The organism is Nocardia sp. NPDC050712, from assembly GCF_040654295.1.
In the GTDB taxonomy this organism is placed as follows: Bacteria; Actinomycetota; Actinomycetes; order Mycobacteriales; family Mycobacteriaceae; genus Nocardia.
This window is the reverse complement of record NZ_JBFAHT010000004.1, coordinates 946,832-971,983: the sequence shown is the minus strand read 5'-3', so window position 1 is coordinate 971,983 and position 25,152 is coordinate 946,832. Positions and strand designations below refer to the sequence as shown.

At 70.5% G+C, this 25,152-nt stretch carries 16 protein-coding genes; 10 read left to right on the top strand and 6 right to left on the bottom strand.

Translation table 11 applies throughout. The features are described 5' to 3' along the window. Positions 1-235: 235 nt before the first annotated feature. The 4 genes from AB0H76_RS32505 to AB0H76_RS32490 are packed head-to-tail and all read left to right on the top strand — an operon-like array spanning position 236 to position 16,050. The gene (locus AB0H76_RS32505) at positions 236-13,462 is read left to right on the top strand and encodes an amino acid adenylation domain-containing protein (protein WP_357330851.1); all 13,227 of its coding nucleotides are present in this window, start codon (positions 236-238) and stop codon (positions 13,460-13,462) included. After that, positions 13,452-14,426, top strand: a complete 975-nt coding sequence (locus tag AB0H76_RS32500) for an ATP-binding cassette domain-containing protein (RefSeq protein ID WP_357330850.1) — start codon at positions 13,452-13,454, stop codon at positions 14,424-14,426. Before AB0H76_RS32505 ends, AB0H76_RS32500 begins: the two co-directional genes overlap by 11 nt. Beyond that, a complete protein-coding gene (locus AB0H76_RS32495) occupies positions 14,423-15,241 on the top strand; it encodes an antibiotic transporter (RefSeq protein ID WP_357330849.1) in 819 nt (272 codons plus the stop codon). Before AB0H76_RS32500 ends, AB0H76_RS32495 begins: the two co-directional genes overlap by 4 nt. After that, entirely contained in the window at positions 15,241-16,050 is an 810-nt protein-coding gene (locus AB0H76_RS32490; RefSeq protein ID WP_357330939.1) for an ABC transporter permease, read from the top strand. Before AB0H76_RS32495 ends, AB0H76_RS32490 begins: the two co-directional genes overlap by 1 nt. 4 nt (positions 16,051-16,054) lie before the next feature. Here AB0H76_RS32490 and AB0H76_RS32485 read toward each other — a convergent pair whose 3' ends face one another. Then, entirely contained in the window at positions 16,055-16,519 is a 465-nt protein-coding gene (locus AB0H76_RS32485) for a hypothetical protein (protein WP_357330848.1), read from the bottom strand. 12 nt (positions 16,520-16,531) lie between these two features. Then, positions 16,532-17,227 carry a type 1 glutamine amidotransferase domain-containing protein gene (locus AB0H76_RS32480; protein ID WP_357330847.1) on the bottom strand — a complete coding sequence of 232 codons (696 nt, stop codon included), beginning with the start codon at positions 17,225-17,227 and terminating at the stop codon, positions 16,532-16,534. 79 nt (positions 17,228-17,306) lie between these two features. Between AB0H76_RS32480 and AB0H76_RS32475 the strand changes: the two genes are divergently transcribed. After that, positions 17,307-18,227, top strand: coding sequence for a LysR family transcriptional regulator (locus tag AB0H76_RS32475; RefSeq protein WP_357330846.1), 921 nt, complete (start codon positions 17,307-17,309; stop codon positions 18,225-18,227). Between the two features lie 6 nt (positions 18,228-18,233). Here AB0H76_RS32475 and AB0H76_RS32470 read toward each other — a convergent pair whose 3' ends face one another. Continuing rightward, positions 18,234-19,031, bottom strand: coding sequence for a helix-turn-helix transcriptional regulator (locus tag AB0H76_RS32470; RefSeq protein ID WP_357330845.1), 798 nt, complete (start codon positions 19,029-19,031; stop codon positions 18,234-18,236). An 85-nt stretch (positions 19,032-19,116) separates the two neighbouring features. Here AB0H76_RS32470 and AB0H76_RS32465 point away from each other — a divergent pair, with 85 nt between their 5' ends. Genes AB0H76_RS32465 through AB0H76_RS32455 form a run of 3 tightly spaced genes read left to right on the top strand, consistent with a single transcriptional unit; the run spans position 19,117 to position 20,998 of the window. Beyond that, positions 19,117-19,548, top strand: a complete 432-nt coding sequence (locus tag AB0H76_RS32465) for a hypothetical protein (protein ID WP_357330844.1) — start codon at positions 19,117-19,119, stop codon at positions 19,546-19,548. Positions 19,549-19,595: 47 nt separating this feature from the next. Further along, positions 19,596-20,618, top strand: coding sequence for an NAD(P)-dependent alcohol dehydrogenase (locus AB0H76_RS32460; RefSeq protein ID WP_357330843.1), 1,023 nt, complete (start codon positions 19,596-19,598; stop codon positions 20,616-20,618). 20 nt (positions 20,619-20,638) lie between these two features. Further along, positions 20,639-20,998, top strand: coding sequence for an ACT domain-containing protein (locus AB0H76_RS32455; RefSeq protein WP_357330842.1), 360 nt, complete (start codon positions 20,639-20,641; stop codon positions 20,996-20,998). Positions 20,999-21,001: 3 nt separating this feature from the next. On the opposite strand, the gene AB0H76_RS32450 is transcribed toward AB0H76_RS32455, so the two are convergent. After that, positions 21,002-21,226, bottom strand: coding sequence for a hypothetical protein (locus AB0H76_RS32450; protein WP_357330841.1), 225 nt, complete (start codon positions 21,224-21,226; stop codon positions 21,002-21,004). Between the two features lie 35 nt (positions 21,227-21,261). Next, positions 21,262-22,026: an HNH endonuclease family protein gene (locus AB0H76_RS32445; protein ID WP_357330840.1), complete on the bottom strand. Its 765-nt coding sequence runs from the start codon at positions 22,024-22,026 to the stop codon at positions 21,262-21,264. Positions 22,027-22,208: 182 nt separating this feature from the next. On the opposite strand from AB0H76_RS32445, the gene AB0H76_RS32440 reads away from it, so the two are divergent. Continuing rightward, complete coding sequence (locus AB0H76_RS32440; protein WP_357330839.1) at positions 22,209-23,078, top strand: haloalkane dehalogenase; 870 nt, start codon at positions 22,209-22,211, stop codon at positions 23,076-23,078. Positions 23,079-23,114: 36 nt separating this feature from the next. After that, positions 23,115-23,975: an RNA polymerase sigma factor gene (locus AB0H76_RS32435; RefSeq protein ID WP_357330838.1), complete on the top strand. Its 861-nt coding sequence runs from the start codon at positions 23,115-23,117 to the stop codon at positions 23,973-23,975. A 5-nt stretch (positions 23,976-23,980) separates the two neighbouring features. Here AB0H76_RS32435 and AB0H76_RS32430 read toward each other — a convergent pair whose 3' ends face one another. Further along, positions 23,981-25,108 carry a TDT family transporter gene (locus tag AB0H76_RS32430; protein WP_357330837.1) on the bottom strand — a complete coding sequence of 376 codons (1,128 nt, stop codon included), beginning with the start codon at positions 25,106-25,108 and terminating at the stop codon, positions 23,981-23,983. Between the last annotated feature and the right edge of the window lie 44 nt (positions 25,109-25,152).

Here is a 25,152-nt window from a genome sequence, read left to right as displayed (position 1 = left end):
GTTTCAAGCCCGAATTGCTCCCCGCTGAGCGCATTTCAAGTTATCCGCGACTCGCCGCGAGATAGACTCCCGAGGAAAGAAATACTGCGCACGCTGGTCGAATTCCCCGCCGCGAGCCACGATCCCGCGCGATCGGGCAGGCTGGCCGGCGGTCGACTGCGCGCCCGCCGAGCAGCGGCGCGGCGCGCGTTCTGTCTGTCCTCACTGGCTATCTCCTGAACTTCCAGGAACTTCTATGCGATCCCACTCGCCGATCGCGCCGGATCAGTTGCCCGCCGGTGCGTTTCCGCTGTCCGCAGCCCAGCGTGGCATCTGGTTCGCCCAGCACTTCGCGGGCGACACCGCCATCTCCATCGCGCAGTACGTCGAATTCGCCGGCCCGGTCGACGTCGAGTTGCTCGCCGATGTCGCCCGTCAGGCCGGCCGGGAATTCGGTACCGGGTACGTGCGCCTGATCGAGGTCGACGGCTTTCCGTACCAGCTCGTCGATACCGGCCAAGACGACACGATTCCGGTGCTCGACCTGCGCGGGGAAGCCGATCCGGTAGCGGCGGCGCAGGCCTGGATGAGCGCGGAATACAGCGCGCCCCTGGATCTGCTGCGCGACCCGCTCGGCTGCTACGTGCTGCTGCGGCTGGCCGAGGACCACTGGTATTGGTATCAGCGGATTCACCACATCGTGCTGGACGGGTTCGGCGCGATGACGATGCTGCAGCGCACCGCCGAGCTGTACAACGCGGCGCTGGCCGGGCCGGACCAGCCGGCGAACAAGGCCGAGGATCTGCGCAAGATCATCGACAGCGATGTGGCATACCGGGATTCGCCGCGCTTCCAGGCCGACGGCCAGTATTGGCGCGAGCATCTCGCGGGCATGGCCGAGCCGGTCAGCCTGGCCGGCCGGGCCGCCGACGTGGACGCGCACCCGCGGGTCGCCGCCGGCGAATTGCCCGCCGACACCGCCGAATTGCTCGACGGTGTGGCGAAAGCGGAGAACTCCAGCATCGCGCCGATCGTGGTCGCGGCCTTCGGCGCCTACCTGGGCGCCATGACCGGTGCGCCGGAAGTGGTGCTGAGCCTGCCGGTTTCGGGCCGGACCACGGCCTCGCTGCGGCGCTCCGGCGGCATGGTCGCCAATGTCGTGCCGCTGCGGCTGAGCATGCGGGCCGCGATGACGGTCGGCGAGTTCATCCGGGCCGCGCAGGGCGAGCTGACCTCGGCGCTGCGCCGGCAGCGCTACCGCCAGGAGGACATCGTCCGCGACCTCGGCTGGGCGGTGGACGAGGGCGCCTCCTTCGGGCCGACGGTGAACCTGATGATGGTGGACACCCGGATCGAGCTCGGCGAGGTCACCGGGCGGATGCATGTGCTCACCTCCGGCATGATCGACGACCTGTTCCTCAACCTGTATCCCGGTGTGGGCGCGCAGAGTACGCACATCGACTTCCAGGCCAACCCGAACCTGTACGGCGCGCACGAGCTGGCCGGCCAGCACCGGCGGTTTCTGGCGTTCTTGAATCGGTTCCTGCTCGCCGGGCCCGACGCGCCGCTGTCGGCGGTGCCGGTGCTGTTCGACGACGAGGTCGCCGAGCTGGTGCCCGCCCGCGGGGCGGCCGATGTGCCCCCGCGGACGCTGCCCGAAATCCTCACCGACGGTGCGGCCTTCGACCCGTCGGCGGTAGCGCTCGTCGCCGGGACGGCGCGGCTGAGCTACCGCGAGGTCGACGAGTACACCAATCGGCTGGCCCGGGTGCTGATCGCGGCCGGCGCGGGTCCGGAACAGACGGTGGCGCTGGCGATTCCGCGGTCGGTGGAATCGGTGCTGGCGATGTGCGCGGTGGCCAAGGCGGGTGCGGCCTTCGTGCCGATCGACCCGGGGTACCCGGCCGACCGGATCGAGTACATGGTGCGCGACAGCGGTGTGGTCACCGGGTTGACGGTGGCGGCCGCGCGCCCCGCGCTGCCCGACCGGGTCTCCTGGCTCACCCTGGACAAATCATCGACGAAACAGCTTATCGCGCAGCAAGATTCGGCGGCGATCACCGATGCCGACCGGCATGCGCGGCTGCACCTCGACCAGCCCGCCTATCTCATCTACACCTCCGGCTCGACCGGCCTGCCCAAGGGCGTCACGGTGACGCACCGCGGACTGGGGAACCTGGTGCACAACTCCGGCACGACCTTCGAGGTGCGCGCCGATTCGGTGGTGGCGCACGCGGTGTCGCCCAGCTTCGACATCTCGATCGAGGAACTGCTGGTGGCCTTCGCCGCCGGCGCGACCGTCGCCGTCGTGCCGCCCGCGGCGTACGCGGGCGCGGAACTCGCCGAAGTGCTGCGCGCGCACCAGGTCACGCACCTGAACGTCACCCCGGCCGTGGTGGCCTCGCTGGATCCGGCCACCCTGCCGGCGCTGCGCACCGTGATCGTCGGTGGTGACGCGTGCCCGCCCGAGCTGGTGGCGCGCTGGGCCGGGCGGCGGCTGCTCAACGGCTACGGCCCGACCGAGACCACCATCACCGTCACGGTGAGCGCGCCGCTGGAACCCCAAGCGCCGGTGACCATCGGCAGCTTGGCCCGCGGCGTCACCGCGGTGGTATTGGACCCGTGGCTGCGGCCGGTGGCGCCCGGCGCGACCGGCGAGCTGTACCTCGGTGGCCCCGCCGTGGCGCGCGGCTACCACCAGCGCAACGGGCTCACGGCGAGCCGCTTCGTCGCGGATCCCTACACGCCCGGTGCACGGATGTACCGCACCGGTGACCTGGTGCGCTGGTGCCGCCGCGCCGAGCGCCTGGAACTGGAGTACGCGGGCCGCACCGACTTCCAGGTGAAGGTGCGCGGCTACCGGATCGAGCTGGGCGAGATCGACGCGGCCCTGCAGCGGCAGCCCGAGATCGGCTTCGCCCTGACCATCGGCGCGAAGAGCCCCGCGGGCGCGACCGCGCTGGTCGCCTATGTGCTGGGCAAGCCCGGTGCCGAAGTACAGCCCGAGGCGCTGAAGGCCGCTGTCGGACAGGAGCTTCCGGCCTACATGGTGCCGTCGGTACTGATGGTTCTCGATCATGTGCCGTTGACTCCCGTCGGCAAGGTCGATCGGCGCGCCTTGCCCGCACCGGATTTCGGCACCCGCGCCGTGGTGCGCCGGGCGCCGTCCACCCCGCGTGAGGAAGTCCTGGCGGCATTGTTCGCGGAGGTCCTCGGCGTGGACGCGGTCGGCGTCGACGACAACTTCTTCGGTCTCGGCGGCGACAGCATCATCTCCATCCAGCTCGTCTCCCGCGCCCGCGCCGCCGGACTGGCGTTCAGCGCCCGCGACGTCTTCGAACGCAAAACCGTTGCCGCACTGGCCGCCGTCGCCACCGAGGCCGCCGACAGCGCGGTGCGGGAACTGCCCGGCGGTGGCATCGGCGTGCTCGAGACCACGCCGATCGTGCACGCCATGCTCGAACAGGGTGATACCTGGCAGCGCTACAGCCAGGCGGTGCTGATCGGCCTGCCCGCGGGCAGCACTCGCGAGCAGCTGATCCCGGCGGTCCAAGCCCTGATCGACCAGCACGATGTCCTGCGCAGCCGGCTGCGGCGCACGGAGGACACCTGGAAATGGATTGTCGCCGAACCGGGTTCGGTCGACGCGGCGGATCTGGTCGACAGCGTGACCGCCGACGTGCGGATGGACGCGGCCGTGGAGCGCGAATTGCAGCGCGCCGCGGACCAACTCGATCCCGCCGCCGGAACGATGGCACGGTTCGTCCTGATCGATCCCTCGGCCGCGGGGGCGGAAACTGCCGCCGGTGGGCCAGTGCTGTGGCTGGTGCTGCATCACCTCGTGACCGACGGCGTCTCGTGGCGAACCCTGCTGCCGGACTTGGCAACCGCTTTCAGCGGTGGGGCGCTCGAACCGGTGGGAACCTCCTATCGGCGGTGGGCGCACGCCAATGTCGAGGAGGCCGAGCGGCGGGCGGCGGAGCTTCCGGTGTGGGAACGCATCGTGGGCACCCCCGATCCGCTGATCGGCGCGCGGGCCGCCGATCCGGCGGTGGATGTGGTCGCCACCATGGCGGAGATAAAGAGCTCGGTGCCCGCCGAGGTGGCGAGCGCTGTGCTCGAGGTGGTGCCGCAGCGGTTCCACTGTGGCGCCGACGATGTGCTGCTGGCCGCGTTGGCGCTGGCGGTCGCCCGCTGGCGTGGGCGCAGCGGCGCGGTGTTCACCCTGGAGGGGCACGGGCGTGAGGAGTCGGTGCTGCCCGGCGCCGATCTCGCGCGCACGGTGGGCTGGTTCACCAGCGTGTATCCGGTCGCGATCGATCTCACGGATGTCGATGTGGCGCAGGCGTTCACCGGCGGCCCGGCGGCCGGAGCGGCGATCAAGGCGGCGAAGGAGCAGTTGCGCGCCGTGCCGGACAAGGGCGTCGGCTACGGCATGCTGCGGTACCTGAATCCCGAGACCGCCGCCGCGCTCGCGGGCACGCCCGCGCCGCAGATCAGCTTCAACTACCTCGGTCGCGCGGCCGGCGGCGCTGACGGCGACTGGCTGCCGCGCCGTTTCGCCGCCACCCAGGACGACCGCGCGCCGCTGGCCGCCGTCATCGATATCAACGCGATCATGGGTGCCTCGGCTCTCGAAATCACCTGGGGCTACGCCTCGGAAATCCTGAGCGAGGCGGACGTCCGCGAGCTGGCGGACCTGTGGGCGGCAGCGCTCACGGCGCTCACCCGGGCGGAGGCGGCTGGGCACACCCCGTCCGACTTCCCGCTGACCCCGGTGACGCAGGCGCAGATCGACGGCTGGGAACGCACCTACCCGAATCTCGCCGACGCGTGGCCGCTTTCGCCGTTGCAGTACGGGCTGCTGTTCCACGCCATGTACGACACCGACACCGCCGACGGCTACACCGTGCAAACCCGGCTCACCCTGGCCGGTCACGTCGACGCGCCGCGATTGCGCGCCGCCGCGCAGGCGTTGGTCGATCGGCACGAGAATCTGCGCGTCGCCTTCGTCGAAACCGCGGACGGCCCGAAGCAACTGGTGCTCGGCGCCGCCGAGGTGCGCTGGCGCGAACTGGATCTGCGCCACCTGGCCGAACCCGCCGCGCGGCAGCGGGAACTGGAGCGCACCCTCGCGGTGGACGCGAGCAGCCGCTTCGATCTGACCTGCCCGCCGCTGCTGCGGTTCCTGCTGATCCGCGGCGACGAGGAAACCTACACGCTGCTGATGACCAATCACCATGTGGTGCTCGACGGCTGGTCGACGCCGCTGCTGGTGCGGGAGCTGCTGACGATGTACATCGCGGCGGCCGCGGGCGCCGCGATGGCCGAGGTCCTGCCGCCCGCACCCTCCTACCGGGGCTTCCTGTCGTGGTTGGCGGCGGGCGAGGCCGCGGGGTCCGCGTCGATCGACGCGTGGAAGCTGGCGCTGGACGGGGTCGACGCGCCGACCCGGGCCGTGCCGAGCCTGGCCGGGGTGGAGTCCACCGCATCCGGCATGGTGTCGGCCGACCTGCCCGCCGACCTGATCGCGCGGCTGGAGGCCACGACCCGGGAAGCGGGCGCCACCACGAACACCGCCGTGCAGGCGGCGTGGGCGCTGCTGCTGGTGATGCTGACCGGGCGCACCGACGTGGTGTTCGGCGGCACCGTGTCGGGCCGGCCGCCGCAGCTGGCCGGGGTCGAGGACATGGTGGGGTTGTTCATCAACACGCTGCCGGTGCGGGTCCGCCTGGATCCGGCCGAGCGGGTGGCGGATCTGCTGGCGCGGTTGCAGTCCGAGCAGGCGCGCCTGCTCGATCACCAGCAGGTCGGGCTGGCCGAGATCCACCAGGCGGTGGGCCTGGCCGAATTGTTCGACACCCTGACCGTTTTCGAGTCGTACCCGATCGATCGGGAGACCCTGTCGCGATCACTGGATATCGCGGGCATGCGCGTGCTCGACGTCGAGGGGACCGACGCGACGCCGTACCCGTTGAACCTCATGGTGATTCCGCTGCACGGCGCGCCCGGCCAGCGGGACACCCTGCGGATCACCGTGAAGTATCTGGCCGATCATTTCGCGGCGGCCGACGCGACCCGCCTGCTGGACCGATTCGTGTTGCTGCTCCGGCAGATCGCCGAGCAGCCGGGTGCGCGAGTAGCCCGGCTACAGCACTGTGACCGTGCCGAGCGGGCGCGGCTGCTGCCGCGCCGGGGCGCGGAGTCGGTGCCGCAGCGCACCATGCCCGAGATCCTGAGCGCGGGCGCGGCGATCGACCCGGACGCCATCGCGGTCAGCCTGGACGGCGCGGCCATGACCTACGGCGAACTCGACGCCTGGTCCAACCGGTACGCCCGGGTGCTGCTGCGCCGCGGCGTCGGCGCGGAAGTGTTCGTGGTGCTGGCACTGACCCGGTCCATCGAATCGGTGGTCGCGGTGTGGGCGCTGGTGAAGACCGGCGCGGCGTTCCTGCCGCTGGACCCGAACTATCCGGTGGAGCGGATCGAGCACATCCTCACCGACTCCAAGGCGCCGATCGGGGTCACGGTGCACGCCACCGGCGAGACGCTGCCCGGCAGCATCGACTGGCTGCTGCTCGACGAGCTCAACACCATCCGCCGGGTGATGACGGTGCCGGCCGACCCCATCACCGATGCCGAACGCGGCGGCGCGATCCGGATGGATCAGACCGCCTACCTCATCTACACCTCGGGCTCGACCGGCAAGCCCAAGGCGGTGCTGCTCAGCCACCGCGGCGTCGCGAATCTCGTGACAGCACAGCGGGAAACGCTGGCGCTGGACGCCACCGCCCGGGAATTGCAGGTGGCCTCGCCGAGTTTCGACGCCTCGGTCTTCGAGATGCTGTGCGCGCACGGCATGGGCGGGCACCTGGTGCTCTCGCCGCCGGAGGTCTACGGCGGCGCCGAACTCGAACAGCTGCTGCGCGCGCAACGGGTCACCCACGCGGTGATCACGCCGTCGGTGCTGGCCACCATGGATCCGCGGGATCTGCCCGACCTGCGGGTGCTCTCGGTCGCGGGTGAGGCGGCCGGCGCCGAGCTGACCGCGCAGTGGTCGGCGGGCCGTCGCATGCTGAACCTCTACGGCCCCACGGAATTCAGCATCTGGGCGACCGGCCCGGGCGAACTGCGGGCCGGTGAACCGGTGACCATGGGCGGGCCGATCCGCGGCGCCGAGCTGATGGTGCTGGACGGCTGGTTGCGGCCGGTGCCGGTGGGTGTCGAAGGCGAGCTGTATCTGGCCGGACCCGCCATCGCGCGCGGCTACTTCAACCGGTTCGCCATGACCGCGGCCCGCTTCATCGCCAATCCCTTCGCCGAGCCGGGGGAGCGGATGTACCGCACCGGCGACATGGTGCGCTGGGTGCTGCGCGACGGCGCGCTGGAACTGGAATACCTGGGGCGCAGTGATTTCCAGGTCAAAATCCGCGGCTTGCGGATCGAGCTCGGCGAGATCGACGCGGTCCTCGGAGCCGACGACGAGGTGGAGTACGCGGCCACGATCGGCATGCCCGGACCCGGTGGCGAGACCGTGCTGGTGTCCTATGTGGTGCCGACCCAGGACTGGCGTGAATCCGTCTCCGAGGGCACGGAATTCGACACCGAGCGGCTGCGCAACCGGGTCGCCGGGAAACTGCCCGGCTACATGGTGCCCGGCTATCTGCTCGTCCTGGACGACGTGCCGCTGACACCGGTCGGCAAGCTCGATCGAAAAGCGTTGCCGATCCCGGACTTCGAGAGCTACCAGCGCCGCTACCTCGCGCCGCGCACCCCGGTGGAGCAGGCGGTCGCCGACGTCTTCGCCGATGTCATCGGCAGCGACCGGGTCAGCATCGACCAGTCCTTCTTCGAACTCGGCGGCAACTCGCTCAGCGCGACGCGGGTGGTCGCCCGGGTGAACGCGGCACTCGGCTCCACCATCGCGCTGCGCGATCTGTTCGACGCGCCGACCGTGGCGCGGCTGGCGAGCCGGATCGTTCCCGCCGCCGCGGGCGCCCGGGCCCGCTTCGCCCTGGCCCCGCGGATCCGGCCCGACCGGATCCCGCTGTCCCCGGCGCAACAGCGCATGTGGGTGCTCAACCAGCTCGAACCCGGCTCCGCCGCCTACAACATCGCGGTCGCGCTGCGCCTGACCGGCGACCTCGACGCGGCCGCCATGCACCGCGCGCTGACCGAGGTGGTGCGGCGGCACGAAAGTCTGCGCACCATGTACCCGGCCGACGCCGAAGGCCCACGCCAGGTGATCGTCGGAACCGAGGTGGCGGCACCGGAACTGGTGGCCGTCGCGACCGAAGACGGTGCGCCGCTGGCCGATCGGATCAACCGGCTGGCCGGCGTCGGCTTCGACCTCGCCACCGAGCCGCCGCTGCGGGTCGGCTTGTTCCGGGTAGCGGAGACGGTGCACGTGGTGGTGCTGGTGGTGCACCACATCAGCGCCGACGGCGCGTCGATGGCACCGCTGGCGACCGACCTGATGACGGCCTACGCCGCCCACGCGTTCGGCGACGGCGGTGCGTTGGCCGCACTTCCGGTGCAGTACGCCGACTTCGCGCTGTGGCACCGCGACCTGCTCGGCGCCGAGTCGGACCCGGAGTCGCTGGCGGCGAGCCAGATTCGGCACTGGACCGACGCGCTGGCAGGTGCCCCGGATCTGCTGGAACTGCCCGGTGACCGGCCGCGTCCCGCGGTGCAGTCGATGCGGAGCGCGGATCTGGATTTCGCGGTCGACGCGGATCTGCATCGCGGTGTGGTGGAACTCGCTGCCGCACAGGACGTCAGCGTGTTCATGGTGGTGCACGCGGCGCTCGCGGTATTGCTGGCGCGGCTCGGCGGCACCGATGATGTGGTGATCGGGACCGCCGTCGCCGGTCGCGGTGAGGCGGCGCTCGACGACATGGTCGGGATGTTCGTGAATACCCTGGCGCTGCGCACGCGGGTCGACCCGAACCTGGGGTTCGGTGAATTCCTCGGTGCGGTCCGTACTTCGGATCTGGAGGCATTCGGGAACGCCGATGTGCCGTTCGAACGCATGGTGCAGGTACTGAATCCGGCGCGGACGACCGCACACCATCCGATCTTCCAGGTGTCGCTGTCGCTGCAGAATTTCGTGGAACCGATCCTGGAGCTGCCGGGACTGCGGGTCGGGGTCGAAGACCTGGAACGGTCGGCGGGTCAGTTCGATCTGGCCTTCGACCTGCGCGAGCGTTTCGCCGGGGCGGAACCCGGCGGCATCGAGGGTGTCCTCACCTACGCGACCGATCTCTTCGACGCCGCGACCGTGGCGTCCTTCCTGGCGCGGTGGCGGCGCGTGCTGGCCGCGATCGTCGCCGAACCCGAGATCGCCCTGGCCGATATCGATCTGCTGGACCCGGCCGAACGCGCCGAGCTGGTGCCGGTGCGCGGTCCCGAGACCTCGGGGACGGTGACACTGCCGCGATTGCTCGGTGATTCGGCCGCGCGCTACGCCGATCGTCCCGCGCTCGTATCCGCCGGTGCCACCACGACCTACGGTGACCTCGACGCTCGCTCGAACCAGCTCGCCAGGCTGCTGATCGCCGCCGGTGTCGGCCCGGAAACCGTGGTGGCGCTGGGACTTACCCGCGGCGTCGACCTGCTGACCGGCCTCTGGGCGGTGGCCAAGGCCGGAGCCGCCTTCCTGCCGGTCGACCCGAAGCATCCCGTCGACCGCATCGATCACATGCTCACGGATTCCGGTGCGGTGCTGGGACTTACCGTTGCCGCGCACCGGGACGCGCTCGCGGCCAGCGGACAGTGGCTGGTACTCGACGATCCGGCGTTCGCCCAGCAGTGGCGCGGTGCGGACCGCACGGCATTGCCGCTGAACGTTGTCCGGCCGGACCAGCCGGCCTGGATGATCTACACCTCGGGCTCCACCGGCACGCCCAAGGGCGTCACCGTCACCCACCGCGGCATCGCCGATGTGGTTGTCGCACAGCGCGAAGCGATGGGCTTGGACGAGCACTCCCGGGTCCTCCAGGTGGCCTCGCCGAGCTTCGACGCGTCGGTGTTCGAAGCGCTGATGGCCTTCGGATCCGGCGGCGCCTCGGTGATCGCGCCGCCCGAGGTGTTCGGCGGCGACGCACTCACCGAACTGCTCGACGCCGAACAGGTCACCCACGTGGTGATCACACCGTCGGCCCTGGCGACGGTGAACCCCGCGCAGGTCGCCAGCGTGCGGGTGCTCGCGGTGGCCGGCGAGGCGGTCGGAGCGGAACTGGTCGAACGCTGGACCGGGACCGCCGGTCGCACCATGGTGAATCTCTACGGTCCGACCGAATTCACGATCTGGGCAACGGGTTCGGTGGGGCTGTCGGTGGATCGGCCGGTCACCATCGGCGGGCCGATCCGCGGTGCGGCCGCCCTGGTGCTCGACGACCGGCTGCGCCCGGTCCCGCTCGGGGTGGCGGGTGAGCTGTATCTCGCGGGCCCGGCACTGGCGCGGGGGTACCACGCGCGCCCCGATCTGAACGCCGCGCGCTTCGTCGCCAATCCCTTCGGGGACGCGGGCGAACGGATGTACCGCACCGGCGACCTCGTGCGCTGGACCCGTGCCGCCGCCGGATTGGAGCTGGAATACCTCGGGCGCACCGACTTCCAGGTGAAGGTGCGCGGGCAGCGCATCGAACTCGGCGAGATCGACGCGGTACTCGGCCGGGGCGCGGGCGTGGAATTCGCTGTCACCCTGGGTGTTCCGGGTCCGGCCGGTGCGACCGCGCTGGCCGCCTACGTCGTCCGGGCAGCCGGAGTCGACCTGGACGTCGCGCAGCTGCGCGCCTACGCCGCCGACGCGCTGCCCGGCTACATGGTGCCCTCGGCCTTCGTGGTGCTGGACGAGATCCCGCTGAACGCGGTGGGCAAGCTGGACCGCAAAGCGCTGCCGGAACCGGTCTTCGGCGACGACCAGGCGGAGTATGTGCCGCCGAGCACCCGGACCGAGGAGGTGCTGGCCGAGGTCTTCGCCGAGCTGCTCGGGCGGCCGAAGGTCGGCGTCGCGGACTCGTTCTTCGCCCTGGGCGGCGACAGCATTCTCGCGATCCAGTTGGTGTCGCGGGCCAAGGCGCAGGGCGTCACCGTCACTCCGCTCCAGGTTTTCGAGCACCGCACCGTCGCCGCCCTCGCGGCGGCCGCCGACGCGGCGGGCGTGGCCGTCACGCTCGACGAGCTGCCCGGCGGCGGAGTCGGCGAGCTGCCGCTGCCGCCGATCGTGCGCTACATGCTCGAACGCGGCGGCAACCACCATCGGTTCGCGCAGACCGCGGTGCTGGAACTGCCCGTCGGTATCCGCCACGAGCAGCTCGCCGCCACCCTCGGCGCGGTGCTGGATCGGCACGACATGTTGCGGGCGCGCCTGTTTAAGGACGACACCGGCGAGTGGCGGCTGCGGGTCGGCGAACCCGGCTCGGTCGACCCCGCCGCCCTGCTGCACCGGGTCGAGTTCGCCGCCGACGCGGACACGGTCGACCTGCGCGAATACGCGGTGGCCGAACTCGATTCCGCGATGAACCGGCTGAATCCGGCCGAAGGCGCCGTGCTGCAATTTCTCTGGCTGGACCCGGTGGGCGAGGCCGGCGATCGGAGCCGGGCGGGGCGATTGCTGGTGATCGCGCACCATCTCGTCGTCGACGGGGTGTCCTGGCGCATCCTGGTGCCGGACTTCATGGCCGCGTGGGCGCAGATCTCGGCCGGCTCGACCCCGATCCTGACCGAAACCGGCACCTCCATGCGCCGGTGGTCGCACGCGCTGACCGAGGAGGCGCACAGCGCTACCCGGGTGGCCGAGATCGGTTACTGGAGTGAGGTGGTCGAAGGGCCCGACCCGGCCCTGGGTGCGCGCGAACTGGATCCGGCCGTGGACCAGGCGCACACGCTGCGGATGGTCGACGTCGAACTGCCCGCGGCGGTCACCGGCGCGCTGCTCACGACGCTGCCCGGCCTGTTCCACGGCAGTGTCGAGGACACCTTGCTGGCCACCCTGGCGATCGCCGTCGAACAGTGGCGGGCCGGTCGCACGGCCTCGTCCGGGCGCAGCGTGCTGCTCCGGCTGGAAGGCCACGGCCGACAGCAGGAAGTGATTCCCGGCGCGGATCTTTCGCGGACGGTCGGCTGGTTCACCAGCATCTATCCGCTCCGGATCGGCCTGGACGGCATCGACCTGGCGGATGCGCTGGCGGGTGGTCCCGCCGTCGGCGCGGCCATCCGGGCGGTCAAGCATCAGCTGCTCGCGGTGCCGGACAAGGGGATCGGCTTCGGGCTGCTCCGCTATCTGAATTCCGAGACAGCACAGCGGCTTCCACCGGGACTTCCCGGCCGGATCGGGTTCAACTATCTCGGCCGGTACTCCGTCGGTGACATACCGGCCGGGCTGGAAGGCCTGGGCTGGTTGCCCACCGACGAGCTCGGCGAGCTGCCCGCGACCGAATACCCGGACGTTCCGTTGCAAGCCGAACTCGACGTGAACGCGGTCGTGATCGACGACCGCCTGCAAGCGAGCTTCGGGTACCCGGCGCGGCTGCTGGACCGCGCCGAAGTGGCCGAGCTGGCCCAGCTGTGGGTCGAAGCGCTCACCGCCGCCGCGGCTTTCGCGCACACCCCCGCGGCCCGGGAACTCGGCGCCGCGGAGGAGCGCGCGATGGTGGAGCAGGCGGCGGCCGCGGCCTCGGCGGGTTCGGCGCTCGGGCTGGACGTGCTGCTGCCGATCCGCGCCGACGGCGCCGAACCGGCGCTGTTCTGCATCCACCCGTCGTCCGGAATGTCATGGACCTACCTCGGTTTCGCCGAGACCCTGGCGCCGGGCCGCCCGATCTACGGTCTGCAAGCCCCGGATCTGAGCGGACGCGAAGCGCCGGTGCACAGCATCGCCGAGTTCGCCGAGCGGTACGTGCGCGAGATCCGCGCAGTGCAGCCGACCGGCCCGTATCACCTGCTGGGCTGGTCGTTCGGCGGTCTGATCGCGCACGCGGTGGCCGTGCGGCTGGAACAGGAGGGCCAGGCGGTGGGCGTCGTCGCGCTGCTCGACGCGGACACCGCCGACATCGACGGCGACAGCATCGAACCGCTCACGGCGGGCTCGTTCGTCAGCACCTTCGGTGTGGTCTTCGGCATCGAGGACGTCCCCGCCGACGCCACCGCGGCGCAGGCGGCCGAGCTGATCAGCGCGCGGATGGGCGGCGCGGCCCTGGTCGACGCGGGCACGCTCGAGCGCATGGCGGGCTCCTACAACGCCTCCGCGCGCACCCGCACCGGCTATCAGCGGCCGGTCTACCACGGTGACGTGCTGTATTTCCATGCCACCGTGGACAGTTCGGACATCTTCGGCCCGGCGGGGTGGCGGCCCTACGTCACCGGGGCGATCACCGCACACGACGTGGCGGTCACCCACGACGAAATGACGGCTCCGCACGTACTTCCCATTATCGCGCGCGTGCTCGACGAAAACTTTGGAGGAAGCAATGAGCACTGACACCGGGGTAGTGGTGGAGGGCATCGAGAAATCGTTCGGCGCGGTGAAAGCCTTGCGCGGCGTGGATTTCGTGGCGGCACAGGGGGAGGTGCTCGGCATCCTTGGCCCCAACGGCGCGGGCAAGACGACCACCGTGAACATCCTGTCCACGCTGATCGCGCCGGACCGGGGCCGGGCCACGGTCGCCGGCCACGATGTGGTCGCCGATCCGGCGGCGGTGCGCCGCGCCATCATGCTCACCGGCCAGTTCGCGGCGCTGGACGACATGCTCAGCGGCTACGAGAATCTCGTGATGTTCGGGCGGCTGATGGGCCTGCGCAAGCGCGCCGCCCGGACCCGCGCCGATGAACTGCTGGCCGAATTCGATCTGCTGACCGCGGCGGGCCGGCGGGTCGGCACCTACTCCGGCGGCATGCGCCGGCGCATCGATATCGCCTGCGGGCTGGTGGTCCGGCCGGACGTGGTCTTCCTCGACGAGCCGACCACCGGGCTGGATCCGCGCAGCCGGCAAGGCGTGTGGGACCTGGTATCGAGCTTCCGTCAGCACGGGATCACCACCCTGCTGACCACCCAGTATCTGGAAGAGGCCGACGCGCTGTGTGACCGGATCATCGTGATCGATCACGGCGTGGTCATCGCCGAGGGCACCGCGGACGAGTTGAAGGCGCGCACCGGCGGCGCCTACTGCGAAGTGGTCCCGCTGGATCTGAAAGACCTGCCGACCATCGCCGAGGCGCTGGGATCGCTGCTGCCGCAGGAGAATCGGGCGGCCCGCATCGCCGACACCGATCGCCTCGCCATCCCCGCCCCGGACGGGGCGAAGACCCTGGCCGAGGCGCTGCGGCGGCTGGACGACGCGGGCATCGAACTCGTCGACATCGCGCTGCGCCGGCCCTCGCTCGACGATGTGTTCCTGCAGCTGACCGGGCACCTGGCCGCCGCCGACACGGAGGCGGGCGCGTGACCGCCGGGGCCTGGCTGGCCGATACCCGTGCCACTCCGGTCCGGATCCAGCAGTGGTGGGTGCTCACCTCGCGGCTGATCGTGCCGTCGGTGAAAACCGGTGAGGTGCTGTCCTCGATCCTGGCGCCGGTGGCGTTCACGGCCAGCTTCTACATCCCGCTGAAGACGGTGATGACCTTCGCGGGACACGGATTCAGCAGCTACGCGCAGTTCATGATGCCGATCGTGATCCTGCAGGCGGCCGCGTTCACCGCGATCGGCGCGGCCTTCCGCGCCGCCACGGACGCCGTCGCGGGCCTGGATCGCCGGTTCGGCGCGATGCCGATCGGGCCGCTGGTGCCGGTGGCGGCGCGCATGGCGGGCAATGTCTTCCGGCTGCTCATCGCCCTGGCAGCAGCCCTGGTATCGGGGCATGTCATCGGGTTCCGGTTCTATCTCGACGCCGCGCACACCCTCGGCTTCCTGGCGTTCGCCATGCTGATCGGCATCGCGCTGACGCTCGGCGCGGACGTGATCGGCACGGTATCCAAGAGTCCGGAGGCCACGACACAGGCGCTGGTGCTGCCGCCGCTGATCCTGGGCATGCTCTCGACCGGGCTCGCACCCGCGACCCAATTCCCGTCCTGGGTACAGCCTTTCGTGCGCAATCAGCCGATCTCACAGTTCGCGATCGGGCTGCGTGCCCTGGCCGGGGATACCAAAGGCAATGCGGGCGAAGTGAGTTGGGCGCTGATGGGTCCACCGCTGCTGTGGGCGATCGGGATTCTGGTGGTGTGCATGCCACTGGTGATCCGGCTGAGTTCGAGGAGGGCATGATGGTGCTGTCGGTCGTTCGTACGAGCAGTCCCGCCGAGGCGGCGCCCGTCTCGCTGGTGCGGCACACGATGATTCAGACCCAGCGGCTGCTGCTGCGATGGTCCCGCAACCCGGTCGCCCTGCTGGAAACCCTGATCATCCCGTGCCTGCTGCTGTTCATGCTCGACATCGTGGTCGGCAATCAGATCGAGAAATTCGCCGGCACGAACGCGCTGTACGGCTCGGTGCCGATGGTGGCGATCGTCGGGGCGCTGTCCGGCGCGGTCGCCGGCGGCGTGATGCTCGGGCGGGAACGCGATGCCGGGCTGCTGGCCCGCTTCTGGGTGCTGCCCGTGCACCGCGCCTCGGGGCTGATCTCGCGCATCCTGGCCGAAGGCTGCCGGATCCTCGCGGGCACCATCGTGGTGATCCTCATGGGGTATCTGCTGGGTTTCCGGTTCCAGCAGGGGTGGCTCGCGGCGCTGGCCTTCGTCGGCGTCCCGGTGCTGTTCGGCCTGGCGTTCGCGACCATGGTCACCGCCGTGGCGGTGTTCACCGCGAAAGCCACACTGGTGGAGGGCATCACGATCCTGAGCTCGCTGCTGATGTTCTTCAGCACCGGCTTCGTCCCGCTGATCGCCTACCCGCAGTGGATCCAGCCGGTGGTGCGCAACCAGCCGATGTCGGTCGCCGTCGACGCCATGAAGGCACTGGCGCTGGGCGGGCCCACCGCCCACCCGCTGACGCTCACGGTGGTGTGGTCGGTGGCCCTGATCGCGATCTTCGCGACCCCGGCGGTCATCGGCTACCGGCGGGCCAGCCGGCGCTGAGCGCTCAGGCCGGCACCACGACCCGGTCGGCCGCGGGGTCGAAGGCCAGCACGGGCCGGTCGTCCTCGGTGACCATCGTCACCGTCTTGCCCAGGTGCCGGCCGATCGTGCCGAGGAACTCGCACAGCAGGTCCAGGCCGCGCTGGCCCTGGAGTTCGCGCAGGTCGACGTCGAAATCGATCGACTCCGCCGCCCAAGGCCGGAAGACCATCAGCACATCCGGGACCGGCCGGACCTCGAGGGCGGGCATCGGCGCGTCCTCGGAGCGGTCCAGCACCGCCTGGGCGGTCGGCAGGTCGGCGGGGACCTCGTCCTCGGTGTACTCCCACGTCCAGCCGCTGGACCGGATCAGCTCGAACAACGCCTGCCAGTCGGCCACCGAGGTGTCGGCTACCCGCAGGTCGGGCAGCTCGCCCGCGGTCGCGGGGTCGAGGGAACTCCGGACGTCATCCCACAGCAGATCAGGCATCCGGCCATTCTCTCAGGCCAAGGCCTTCAGCAATTCCTCGGCCAGCGGAGCCGACGACGCGGGGTTCTGGCCCGTGTAGAGGTTGCGATCGACCTCGGTGTGCGGCGCCCAGGGCTCGGCGTCGCGGAAATCGGCGCCGAGGGCGACCAGGCGATCCTGGAGCAGCCACGGGGCGCGCGAGGCGAAACCGGCGGCCGTTTCCTCCTCGTTGGTGAAGCCGGTGAGGCGGTAACCGGCGAAGGGCGAGGTGCCGTCGGCCGCGGTGGCGGCCAAGAGCGCGGCCGGGCCGTGGCAGACGATGGCCAAGGGCTTGCCGGATGCGAGAGTGGCGGCCAGCAGCTCGCCCGAGGCCTGGTCGGTGGGGAGATCTTCCATCGCGCCGTGGCCGCCGGGGTAGTAGACCGCGGCGTAGTCGTCCAGGACCGCGTCGGTGATCCGGATCGGGTGCTGGAGTTCGGGGGTGGCGGCGATCGCGGCGGCGGCCGCGTCGGCCTGCTCCTGGCCGCCGTTGGAATCGGCGGTCAGGCTGCCCTGATCGACCGGGGGCACGGTGCCCTGCGGGGTCGCGACCACGATGTCGTGGCCCGCGGCGGTGAGCGCGCGGTAGGGCGCGAGGAACTCCTCGGCCCAATAGCCGGTGGCGTGGGTGGTGCCGTCGCTAAGGGTCCAGTGGTCGGCGCCGGTCAGCACGAACAGGATCTTGGCCATAGGGGGAGAGCCTTTCGTCGAGGGTGTCGCTATCGACCCTAGGAACCGAACCTATCGACTCGCCAATAGACTTTCCGATGTGAGCGATAGGGAAACCGATGGTGCCCTGGATCTGACGCAGGTGCGGACATTCCTGGCGGTGTATCGGGCGGGCACGGTCACAGCGGGCGCCCGCCTGGTCGGTCTCTCCCAGCCTACGGTGACCGCGCAGGTGCAGGCCCTGGAGAAGCGGCTCGGCTACCAGTTGTTCGAGCGGCTGCCGCGCGGGGTGACGCCGACCGCCGCCGCGGCCGAACTGGCCGCGCGCGTGGCCGGCCCGCTGGACGCGCTCGAACACGCGATCGGCCGCGCACCGCATGCCGAAGCCGCGCTCGAACCACCCGTGCGGCTCGCGGGGCCGGCCGAGATGCTTGCCGCCCAGGTGCTTCCGGCGCTGGCGCCGCTGATCACGGCGGGCATCCGGCTCACCGTCAGCACGGGCCTGTCCGAGGAACTGCTGACCGGGCTGCGGGCCGGTCAGCACGACCTGGTGATCTCCACCATCCGCCCGCGCGGGCGGGCCATGGTCGCGGAGGCGCTGATCGACGAGGAATTCGTCCTGGTCGCCGCGCCTGCCGTCGCCGCGCACCTCGATCTCGAGCGGCTCTCCGCCGACGGTCCCGCGGTCCTGGCCGGCCTCCCGCTGCTCAGCTACGCCGCCGACCTGCCGATCCTGCGCCGATACTGGCGCCACGTCTTCGGCGTCCGGTTGAGCGCCGAGCCCGCCGTCATCGTCTCGGACCTGCGCGCCGTGGCCGCGACCGTCGCCGCCGGCGCCGGGATCAGCGTCCTGCCGCGCTATCTCTGCGCCGCCGCCCTGGCCTCGGGCACCCTGGTCCCGCTCCTGAACCCCGCCGACCCACCCATCAATACGGGCTTCCTCGTGCGCCGCCCGGGCCCGTCCGCGCCGCACGTCGAACAGGTCATCCAGCACCTGCGCACCGCCGCCCGCGCCTGGTGATTCCGGCTACTCGCGCGGGCGGTCGCCGTACCGGCGGTGCAGGTAGTCGGCGGTGTAGTCGTCGCCGGGGAGAAACGCCTCGAGGTGGAGTTCGGCCAGGGTGATGTCGACCGCGGTGGCGAAGGAGGTGATGGTGGTGATCAGCTGCAGTTCGCCTTCGGGGCAGCGCAGCCGCAGGGGCACCGCGAAGCCGAGGTGGTCCGGGCCCGGATTCGTCTCGGGCAGATAGCTTTCCAGCTCGGCGATGAGTTCGTCGAGCGTCGGGTTGGGGCTGCGCAGGGCGCGCCCGCGCAGCGCCTCGGTGATGTGGCGGCCCCATTCCGGCAGGTTGAGCACGTGCTGCGCCAGGCCTTCCGGGTGTAATGCCAAGCGCAGCACGTTGATCGGTGGTTGCAGCAGGTGCGGTGCGGCGGGCCCGGCGAGCAGATCGAAGGCGGCGTTGGCCGCGACCAGCCGGCCGTACGGGCCGATGACGACGGCGGGGTAGGGCATATGCCCCTCCAGAATGCGCTCCAGTGCCGCCTTCACCGGCGCCAACTCCGGTGTGTCCAGGCGTGATTCGGGAAACACCGGCGCGTAGCCCGCAGCCAGCAGCAGGTCGTTGCGTTCGCGCAGCGAGAGCTCCAGCGATTCGGCCAGCCGCACCACCATGGTGCGGCCGGGCCGGGATCGGCCCTGCTCCAGGAAACTGAGATAGCGCTGGCTGGTTTCGGCCCGGATCGCGAGATCTAGCTGGCTGACCCGCCGCCGCGTGCGCCAGTGCTTGAGCTGGCGCGCGAATCCGGTCGCCTCCACAGTGGTCATGAGCCCAGTGTGCGGCGCGCGGTGCGGGCGCACCATTCCCTGCAGGGAATCGCACGGCCGCAGCCGCTGCCGCAAGCTCGCTGCCATGAGCAACGATCTGACCGACCACGACCTGACCGCCTTCGCCGAGCGCTACGTCGCGATGTGGAACGAAGCCGATAACGAACTGCGGCGCAAGCGCATCCATGAGCTGTGGGCCGCCGACGGCATGCAGCTCCTGATCGACCCGCCGCAGGCGATGCGCGAGGCGCTGGCCGAGCTGGCCTTCCCGATCCCGCCGGTGGCGGTGCGCGGCCTCGACGCTGTGGAGCGGCGCGTGACCCGCGCCTACGAGATGTTCGTCGCCCCCGGGCACCGGTTCGCCGCCCGCGGCGCTGTCGCCCGCCTCTCGACCGGCCTGATCGGCCTGGGCTGGGACATGGTCGGCGCCGACGGCGCGGTGGCCGGCGCGGGCTACGACGTCATCGCCCTCGACGAGCAGGGGCGCATTCGCCTCGACAGCCAATACATCGGCTGACCAACCCACCACGATCGACGCCGGTCCCCGGCGCGAAGGAGACTTCCATGAACGGCCTTGCCTACCATCTGGATCCGTCCCGGGGCCGACTCGGCCTCGAGGCGAGCGACCAGGAACGGCCCGAGCCCGGCCCGCACCAGGTACTCGTCGAAGTTCGTGCGGCATCGTTGAATCGGCGTGACCTCATGCTGATGGACGGTCATTACCCGCTGCCCGCCACACCCGGGGTGATCCCGCTGTCCGACGGCGTCGGCGTGGTGATCGCCGTGGGCGAGAAGGTAACCCGGGCCGCCCCCGGCGACCGCGTCACCGCGACGTACTTCCTGCGCTGGGTCGACGGCCCGCAGCGGCTCGCGCACGCCGCCGAGCAGTACGGCGCCAATCACCACGGCATGCTCGCCACCTACGCGCTGCTCGAAGAGGATCCGGTGGTGCACGTGCCCGAGCACCTCACCGACGCCGAGGCCGCCACCCTGACCTGCGCGGGCGTCGTCGCCTGGGCCGCGCTCACCACCCCGGTGCCGGTGCGGCCCGGACAGACGGTGCTGACGGTCGGTTCCGGAACGGTCGCACTGTTCGCGGTGCAGCACGCCGTAATGCTCGGCGCCCGAGTCATTTCCGTCACCTCCACCCGGGAGAAGGCCGAGCGCCTGCGCGAACTCGGCGCCGGCGAGGTGATCGTGCGCGCCGACACCCCGGACTGGGAGCAGGAAGTCGCCCGGCACACCGCGGGCGACGGGGCCGACCACATCATCGACACCGTCGGCATGCCGACCCTGCCGAAATCGGTGGCCGCCGGCGCCTACAACGCCCAGCTCACCCTGATCGGCGCACTGCCGGGACCGGAACTCACCGCGGGCGACGGCAATCCGTTCGGCAGCTCCTACCTCTCGATCCGCCGGATCGCCGTCGGCAGCCGTACTCATTTCGAAGCCATGAACCAGGCCATCACCGAGCATCGGCTGCGCCCGGTCATCGACCGCACCTTCCCGTTCGAGCAGGCGGCCGCGGCCTACCGCTACTTCTCCGACGGTGATCCGTTCGGCAAGGTGGTCATCACCATGTCGTGAGCTGGTTCTAAGGTGGCGGAATGTCGCAGCGTTTGAACGTCGTGCCCTCACGGTTCGTGATCGAGCACTTCCCGGAGGCGACGTTTCCCGAAGACGACGAGTGGATCGCGCTGGTGCGGGCGCCGGAGGGGCTCACCGTGGTCCGGGACGCGCCGCCCTGGGTGGACGCGGAGAAGTGGGTCGGGTTCTACGGCGGCGCGTCGGCGCACGGGCTGGACGTGCCGGGCATGCTGGCGGCCCTGATCGGCCCGCTGGCGGAGGCGAAGATCGCGGTGTTCGTCGCCTCCACCTATCACGCCGACTTGGTGCTGGTCCCCGAGAGCAAACTCGAGGCAGCCACCGCGGTGCTCGAAGGCGCCGGGCACCGGGTGACTACCTGAGGGTCAGGCCTCGAACGGAACGGTGTTGCCCGCCGCGTCCTTCTCGCCGCTGACGGCGCTGACCGCGGCGGCCAGCTCGGCGGCGGTCTTCCAGGTCCGTGGCGGCTCGGCCTCGATATTGCCGATGGTGTACCACTTCTCGTTGCCCCGGTAGCGGACCAGGCCCTTTCCGGCATCGTCGACGGTGACGTCGAGCTCACCGGAGACGGTGCCCTCCTCTTCGGTCATGACGGCGGCCTTGGCGGGAATCTCGATGATGTCGCTTATTTGAACTCTCCTCGAGAGACACAGTCCGCGACCGCGGTGCGCAGGGCGGACTGTTCGGCGGAATCAACGGTCAGTGCGTACTTTATCTTCACCCGGACGTATCGATCGATATAGGCGCACCGGAAAGTGCCCGGTGGCAAATAATTCGCAACATCCTGATCACCCTTGGAACGGTTGGCCGAGGGGTCCGAGGCCTCCAGGTTCAGGTTGTCGTTGGCGATGCGGCGACGGGTGTCCTCGTCCTGGGACGCGGCCCCCGAACGCCACGCCTCGGCCAGCGGCACGATGTGCTCGGCGTCGACCGAGGCCGGGTCGGTCATGAACTTGTACGGCTTGAGCTTGCCGGTCTTGCTGTCGAGGAAGCCGTACTCGTCCTGCCAGCCGCCGCCCTTGCCGACGGTGATCTTGCACGTCTTCGGATCCAGGGTGACCGGGCCGGTGGCGTCGCGCAACATCATCACCTCGCGGGTGGTGCACTTGGCGTACTGGGTGAATTCGGCGGCGAAGCCGTGCTCGGGTTTGTTGGTGTCCCAGTGCGGGAACTTCTCGCGCTCGTAGCCGCTCATCGCGGCTTCCTTGCCGACCTGCAGTTTCTCCACCAGGTCGTTGATCTCGGCGGCCGAACCGAGCGGAGCGGCCGGGGCATTGGGTGCCGCCGGGCCGAGCTGGGTCGCCTGGCCGCAGCCGGCGGCGAGGGCCAGTGCGACGCACAGCCCGGCCGCACGGCCGAGCAGAGACAGCCGTGGGGCCGTGACCTTCATCAGTTCTTCCTAACGCCTGCAATCGCGAACGGCGTCAAGGTAACTCGCTGCTGCCACGGCGAAAGGCAATGCCGCGTATGAGGTTAGGCACAGTTGGTGACGCACGTCACCTCCAATGCTGTCACAGCGGGCCGGAAAGCTGTGTCGAAACCAGGTGTAAGCGACAGAAAGGACATTCCATCGTGAAGACCGTCGACGTTCTCGATTCCTTCATCTCCTACACCGACACCGGATCGGGCCCCGTCCCGATCGTGTTCCTGCACGGCAACCCCACCTCGTCGTATCTGTGGCGCAACGTGATTCCGCACGTGTCGGACCGGTCCCGGGTGCTCGCCCCGGACCTGATCGGCATGGGCGACTCCGGAAAGCCGGACAGTCCCTACCGTTTTGCCGATCACGCCCGCTACCTCGATGCCTGGTTCGACGCGCTGGATCTGGAGCAGGTCGTCCTGGTCGGCCACGACTGGGGTGGGGCGCTCGCGATGGACTGGGCCGCACGGCATCCCGGCCGGGTGCGTGGCCTGGCGGTCCTGGAGACCTTCCTGCGGCCGGGCACGGCCGGTGAGATGCCGCCGCAGGCCCGCGAGCTGTTCGCGAAATACCGCGGCGCCGAGGGCGAGCGAATGGTGCTGGAGCAGAACATGTTCATCGAGTTCAACCTGCCCGCGCAGGTGACGGACCTGGCCCCGGCCGACCACGAGGTCTACCGCGCGCCCTATCCGACGCCCGCCTCCCGCAAGCCACTGCTGGCCTGGCCCAGGGAGATTCCGCTCGACGGCGCGCCCGCCGACGTGGTCGCCCTGATCGAGAACTATGGCCGCTATCTGGCGGGCGCCCCGGAGTTCCCGAAACTGATCCTGGCCCTGTCCAACGGGCAGGGCGGCACCGCCGCGGCCGTCGACTGGGCCGTGACCACGTTCGCGAACGCCGAGAAGGTCGAGATCCCACCGGCCAAGCACCACGCGCCGGAGGATCGCCCGCACGAGATCGGCGCGGCGCTGGTGACCTGGCTGGACAAGCACGCGCTGGTCGGGGTGGCCGAAATATCCTGAGCGGCACAGCCGCGAGAGCGCGGGGACAATGGTGGGGTGGACAGTGCAGGCACCGAGGACGCGGACCGGGACGCGGAAATCGCGTTGGTCGCGCGCGCGGTCGCGGGGGAGCAGGCCGCGCTCGCGCAGGTGGTCCGGGGCCTGCAGGATCCGCTGTACCGCTTGGCCCTTCGGATGACCGGCCGCCCCGCCGACGCGGAGGACGCGACGCAGGAGATCCTGTTGCGCGTCCTGGGCCGCCTCGGCTCCTGGCGGGCCGAGGCCAAGCTACTGACCTGGGCCTACCGGGTCGGGGTCAACTATCTGATCAACCTGCGCCGCCGCTCGCCGCAGGAGCGGATCGACCTCGACCTCGACCAGTTCGCCGCCGGCCTGTCCGACGGGCTGGCCGACGAGGACTATCGCGGCCCGGACGCCGCGCTGCTCTCCGGTGAGGTCCGGCTCGGCTGCAGCCAGGCCATGCTGCAGTGCTTGGCCCGCGACGAACGCGTCGCCTTCGTGCTCGGTGAAGTCTTCGAGCTCAGCTCGGCCGACGCCGCCTACATCCTCGGCATCGGCCCGGCCGCGTATCGAAAACGCCTGGAGCGCGCCAAGAAACGCATCGGCACCTTCCTGACGGCGACCTGCGGGGTCGTCAGCGAGCAGGCTCGATGCCGTTGCTCGCGGCGGATCGATCAGGCGCTGCGGTCGGGCCGGATCGATCGGGACAATCCGGTGTACGCGGCGCACCGGATCGGCGTGGGCGGTCGTACGGTCGTCGACGCCGAGGCCCAGATGATCCGCCTGCACGACGCGGCGGCCGTCCTGCGCGTGCACCCGGATTACGCTGCCCCGCAGACGAAGCTGCGGGCCATCACCGGCATGCTGGAATCCGGGCGCTTCCCCCTGCTGGACTGAATGGCTCAGTACGCGGGCGCCAGCAGCGCTCCGCTGAACAGCCCCCGCAGGGTCCGCGCCACCACCAGGGCCCAGGCGCTCACCAGCAGTGCGTACAGCGCGATCGCGGTCGCGGCGAACAGGTACGCGTGCGTGTGTGAATAGAGCACGGTGCTGCCGGTGACGCAGGTGCCGAGCGGGAAGGTGAACCCCCACCAGCTCAGGTTGAAGTTCAGCTCGCCGGCGCGGTAGGTCCGATAGGTGACCGCCATCGCCAGCGCCAGCCACAGCATGGCGAATCCCCAGGTGACGATGCCGAAGATGACCGAGAAGACCAGCAATCCCTTGTCGTAGAGGTCGGGCAGCGCGCCGTGCGCGGCGTTCGCGATCAGGCCGGCGGCGGTCACCGACTGGCCCAGCGGGCCGAGCACGATCCACAGGGTCGGCACCGTCGCGCCCTTGGCGACGCCGAAATGCACCAGCCGCGACCAGATCATGGTGATGGTGACCAGCGCGGCGATCAGCGACAGGCCGAACATGGCGACACAGGCGATGATCATGGTCAGCCGGGCCTGCCCCGCGGGGGTGTGCGGGACCAGCAGGGCGCCCATGGCCGCGGAGACCATCGGGGGTACGACCGGCATCAGCCAGCCGCCGAACGCGGCATCGGGCTCGACCCGGTGCCGGGTGAACATCCGGTAGGGGATCGCGAAGGCGGTGAGCAGGCCGAGGACCGTGCCCACGCTCCACAGCACCCAGTCGACGGCGACGGCGGCGCCCAGCCCGATCACGTCCTGGCCGAGCAGCAGTGCGCCTGCGCCGACGGTCATCAGCGCCATCGGCGGTGCGCCGAAGAACTGCGACATGATCGGGCTGTGCCGGTGGGCGCGCGCGTTGTCCGGGAACCGGATCAGGTGCATCGCGTAGGCCGCGGTCAGCCCGATCAGCAGCGCGGCGGCGCCGGCCCAGACCACGGTGGCCGCGCCGCGCAGGCCGGGGAGTTGCAGCGGCAGCAGGGCGGCGGCGTTGGCCACGATGCCGGTGCCCATCACTGCCGCGAACCAGTTCGGTCCGAGGTGACGCAGCGAGTCGCGGTCCAGCTCGCCGAACAGGCGCCGGGCGGGCGCTGGACGCGAGGTCAGGGTGGCGGTCATGACTCCAGCTTGGCCGCCGCGCGCGCTGCCGAGTAGCCGCAGCG

Excerpts from the sequence above, each read along its gene's own strand:
- AB0H76_RS32480 (WP_357330847.1), bottom strand. The coding sequence starts at position 17,227 with ATGGCCAAGATCCTGTTCGTGCTGACCGGCGCCGACCACTGGACCCTT.
- AB0H76_RS32460 (WP_357330843.1), top strand. The coding sequence starts at position 19,596 with ATGAACGGCCTTGCCTACCATCTGGATCCGTCCCGGGGCCGACTCGGC.
- AB0H76_RS32430 (WP_357330837.1), bottom strand. The coding sequence starts at position 25,108 with ATGACCGCCACCCTGACCTCGCGTCCAGCGCCCGCCCGGCGCCTGTTC.
- AB0H76_RS32445 (WP_357330840.1), bottom strand. The coding sequence starts at position 22,026 with ATGAAGGTCACGGCCCCACGGCTGTCTCTGCTCGGCCGTGCGGCCGGG.
- AB0H76_RS32485 (WP_357330848.1), bottom strand. The coding sequence starts at position 16,519 with ATGCCTGATCTGCTGTGGGATGACGTCCGGAGTTCCCTCGACCCCGCG.
- AB0H76_RS32470 (WP_357330845.1), bottom strand. The coding sequence starts at position 19,031 with ATGACCACTGTGGAGGCGACCGGATTCGCGCGCCAGCTCAAGCACTGG.
- AB0H76_RS32505 (WP_357330851.1), top strand. The coding sequence starts at position 236 with ATGCGATCCCACTCGCCGATCGCGCCGGATCAGTTGCCCGCCGGTGCG.
- AB0H76_RS32500 (WP_357330850.1), top strand. The coding sequence starts at position 13,452 with ATGAGCACTGACACCGGGGTAGTGGTGGAGGGCATCGAGAAATCGTTC.
- AB0H76_RS32490 (WP_357330939.1), top strand. The coding sequence starts at position 15,241 with ATGGTGCTGTCGGTCGTTCGTACGAGCAGTCCCGCCGAGGCGGCGCCC.
- AB0H76_RS32450 (WP_357330841.1), bottom strand. The coding sequence starts at position 21,226 with ATGACCGAAGAGGAGGGCACCGTCTCCGGTGAGCTCGACGTCACCGTC.
- AB0H76_RS32465 (WP_357330844.1), top strand. The coding sequence starts at position 19,117 with ATGAGCAACGATCTGACCGACCACGACCTGACCGCCTTCGCCGAGCGC.
- AB0H76_RS32455 (WP_357330842.1), top strand. The coding sequence starts at position 20,639 with ATGTCGCAGCGTTTGAACGTCGTGCCCTCACGGTTCGTGATCGAGCAC.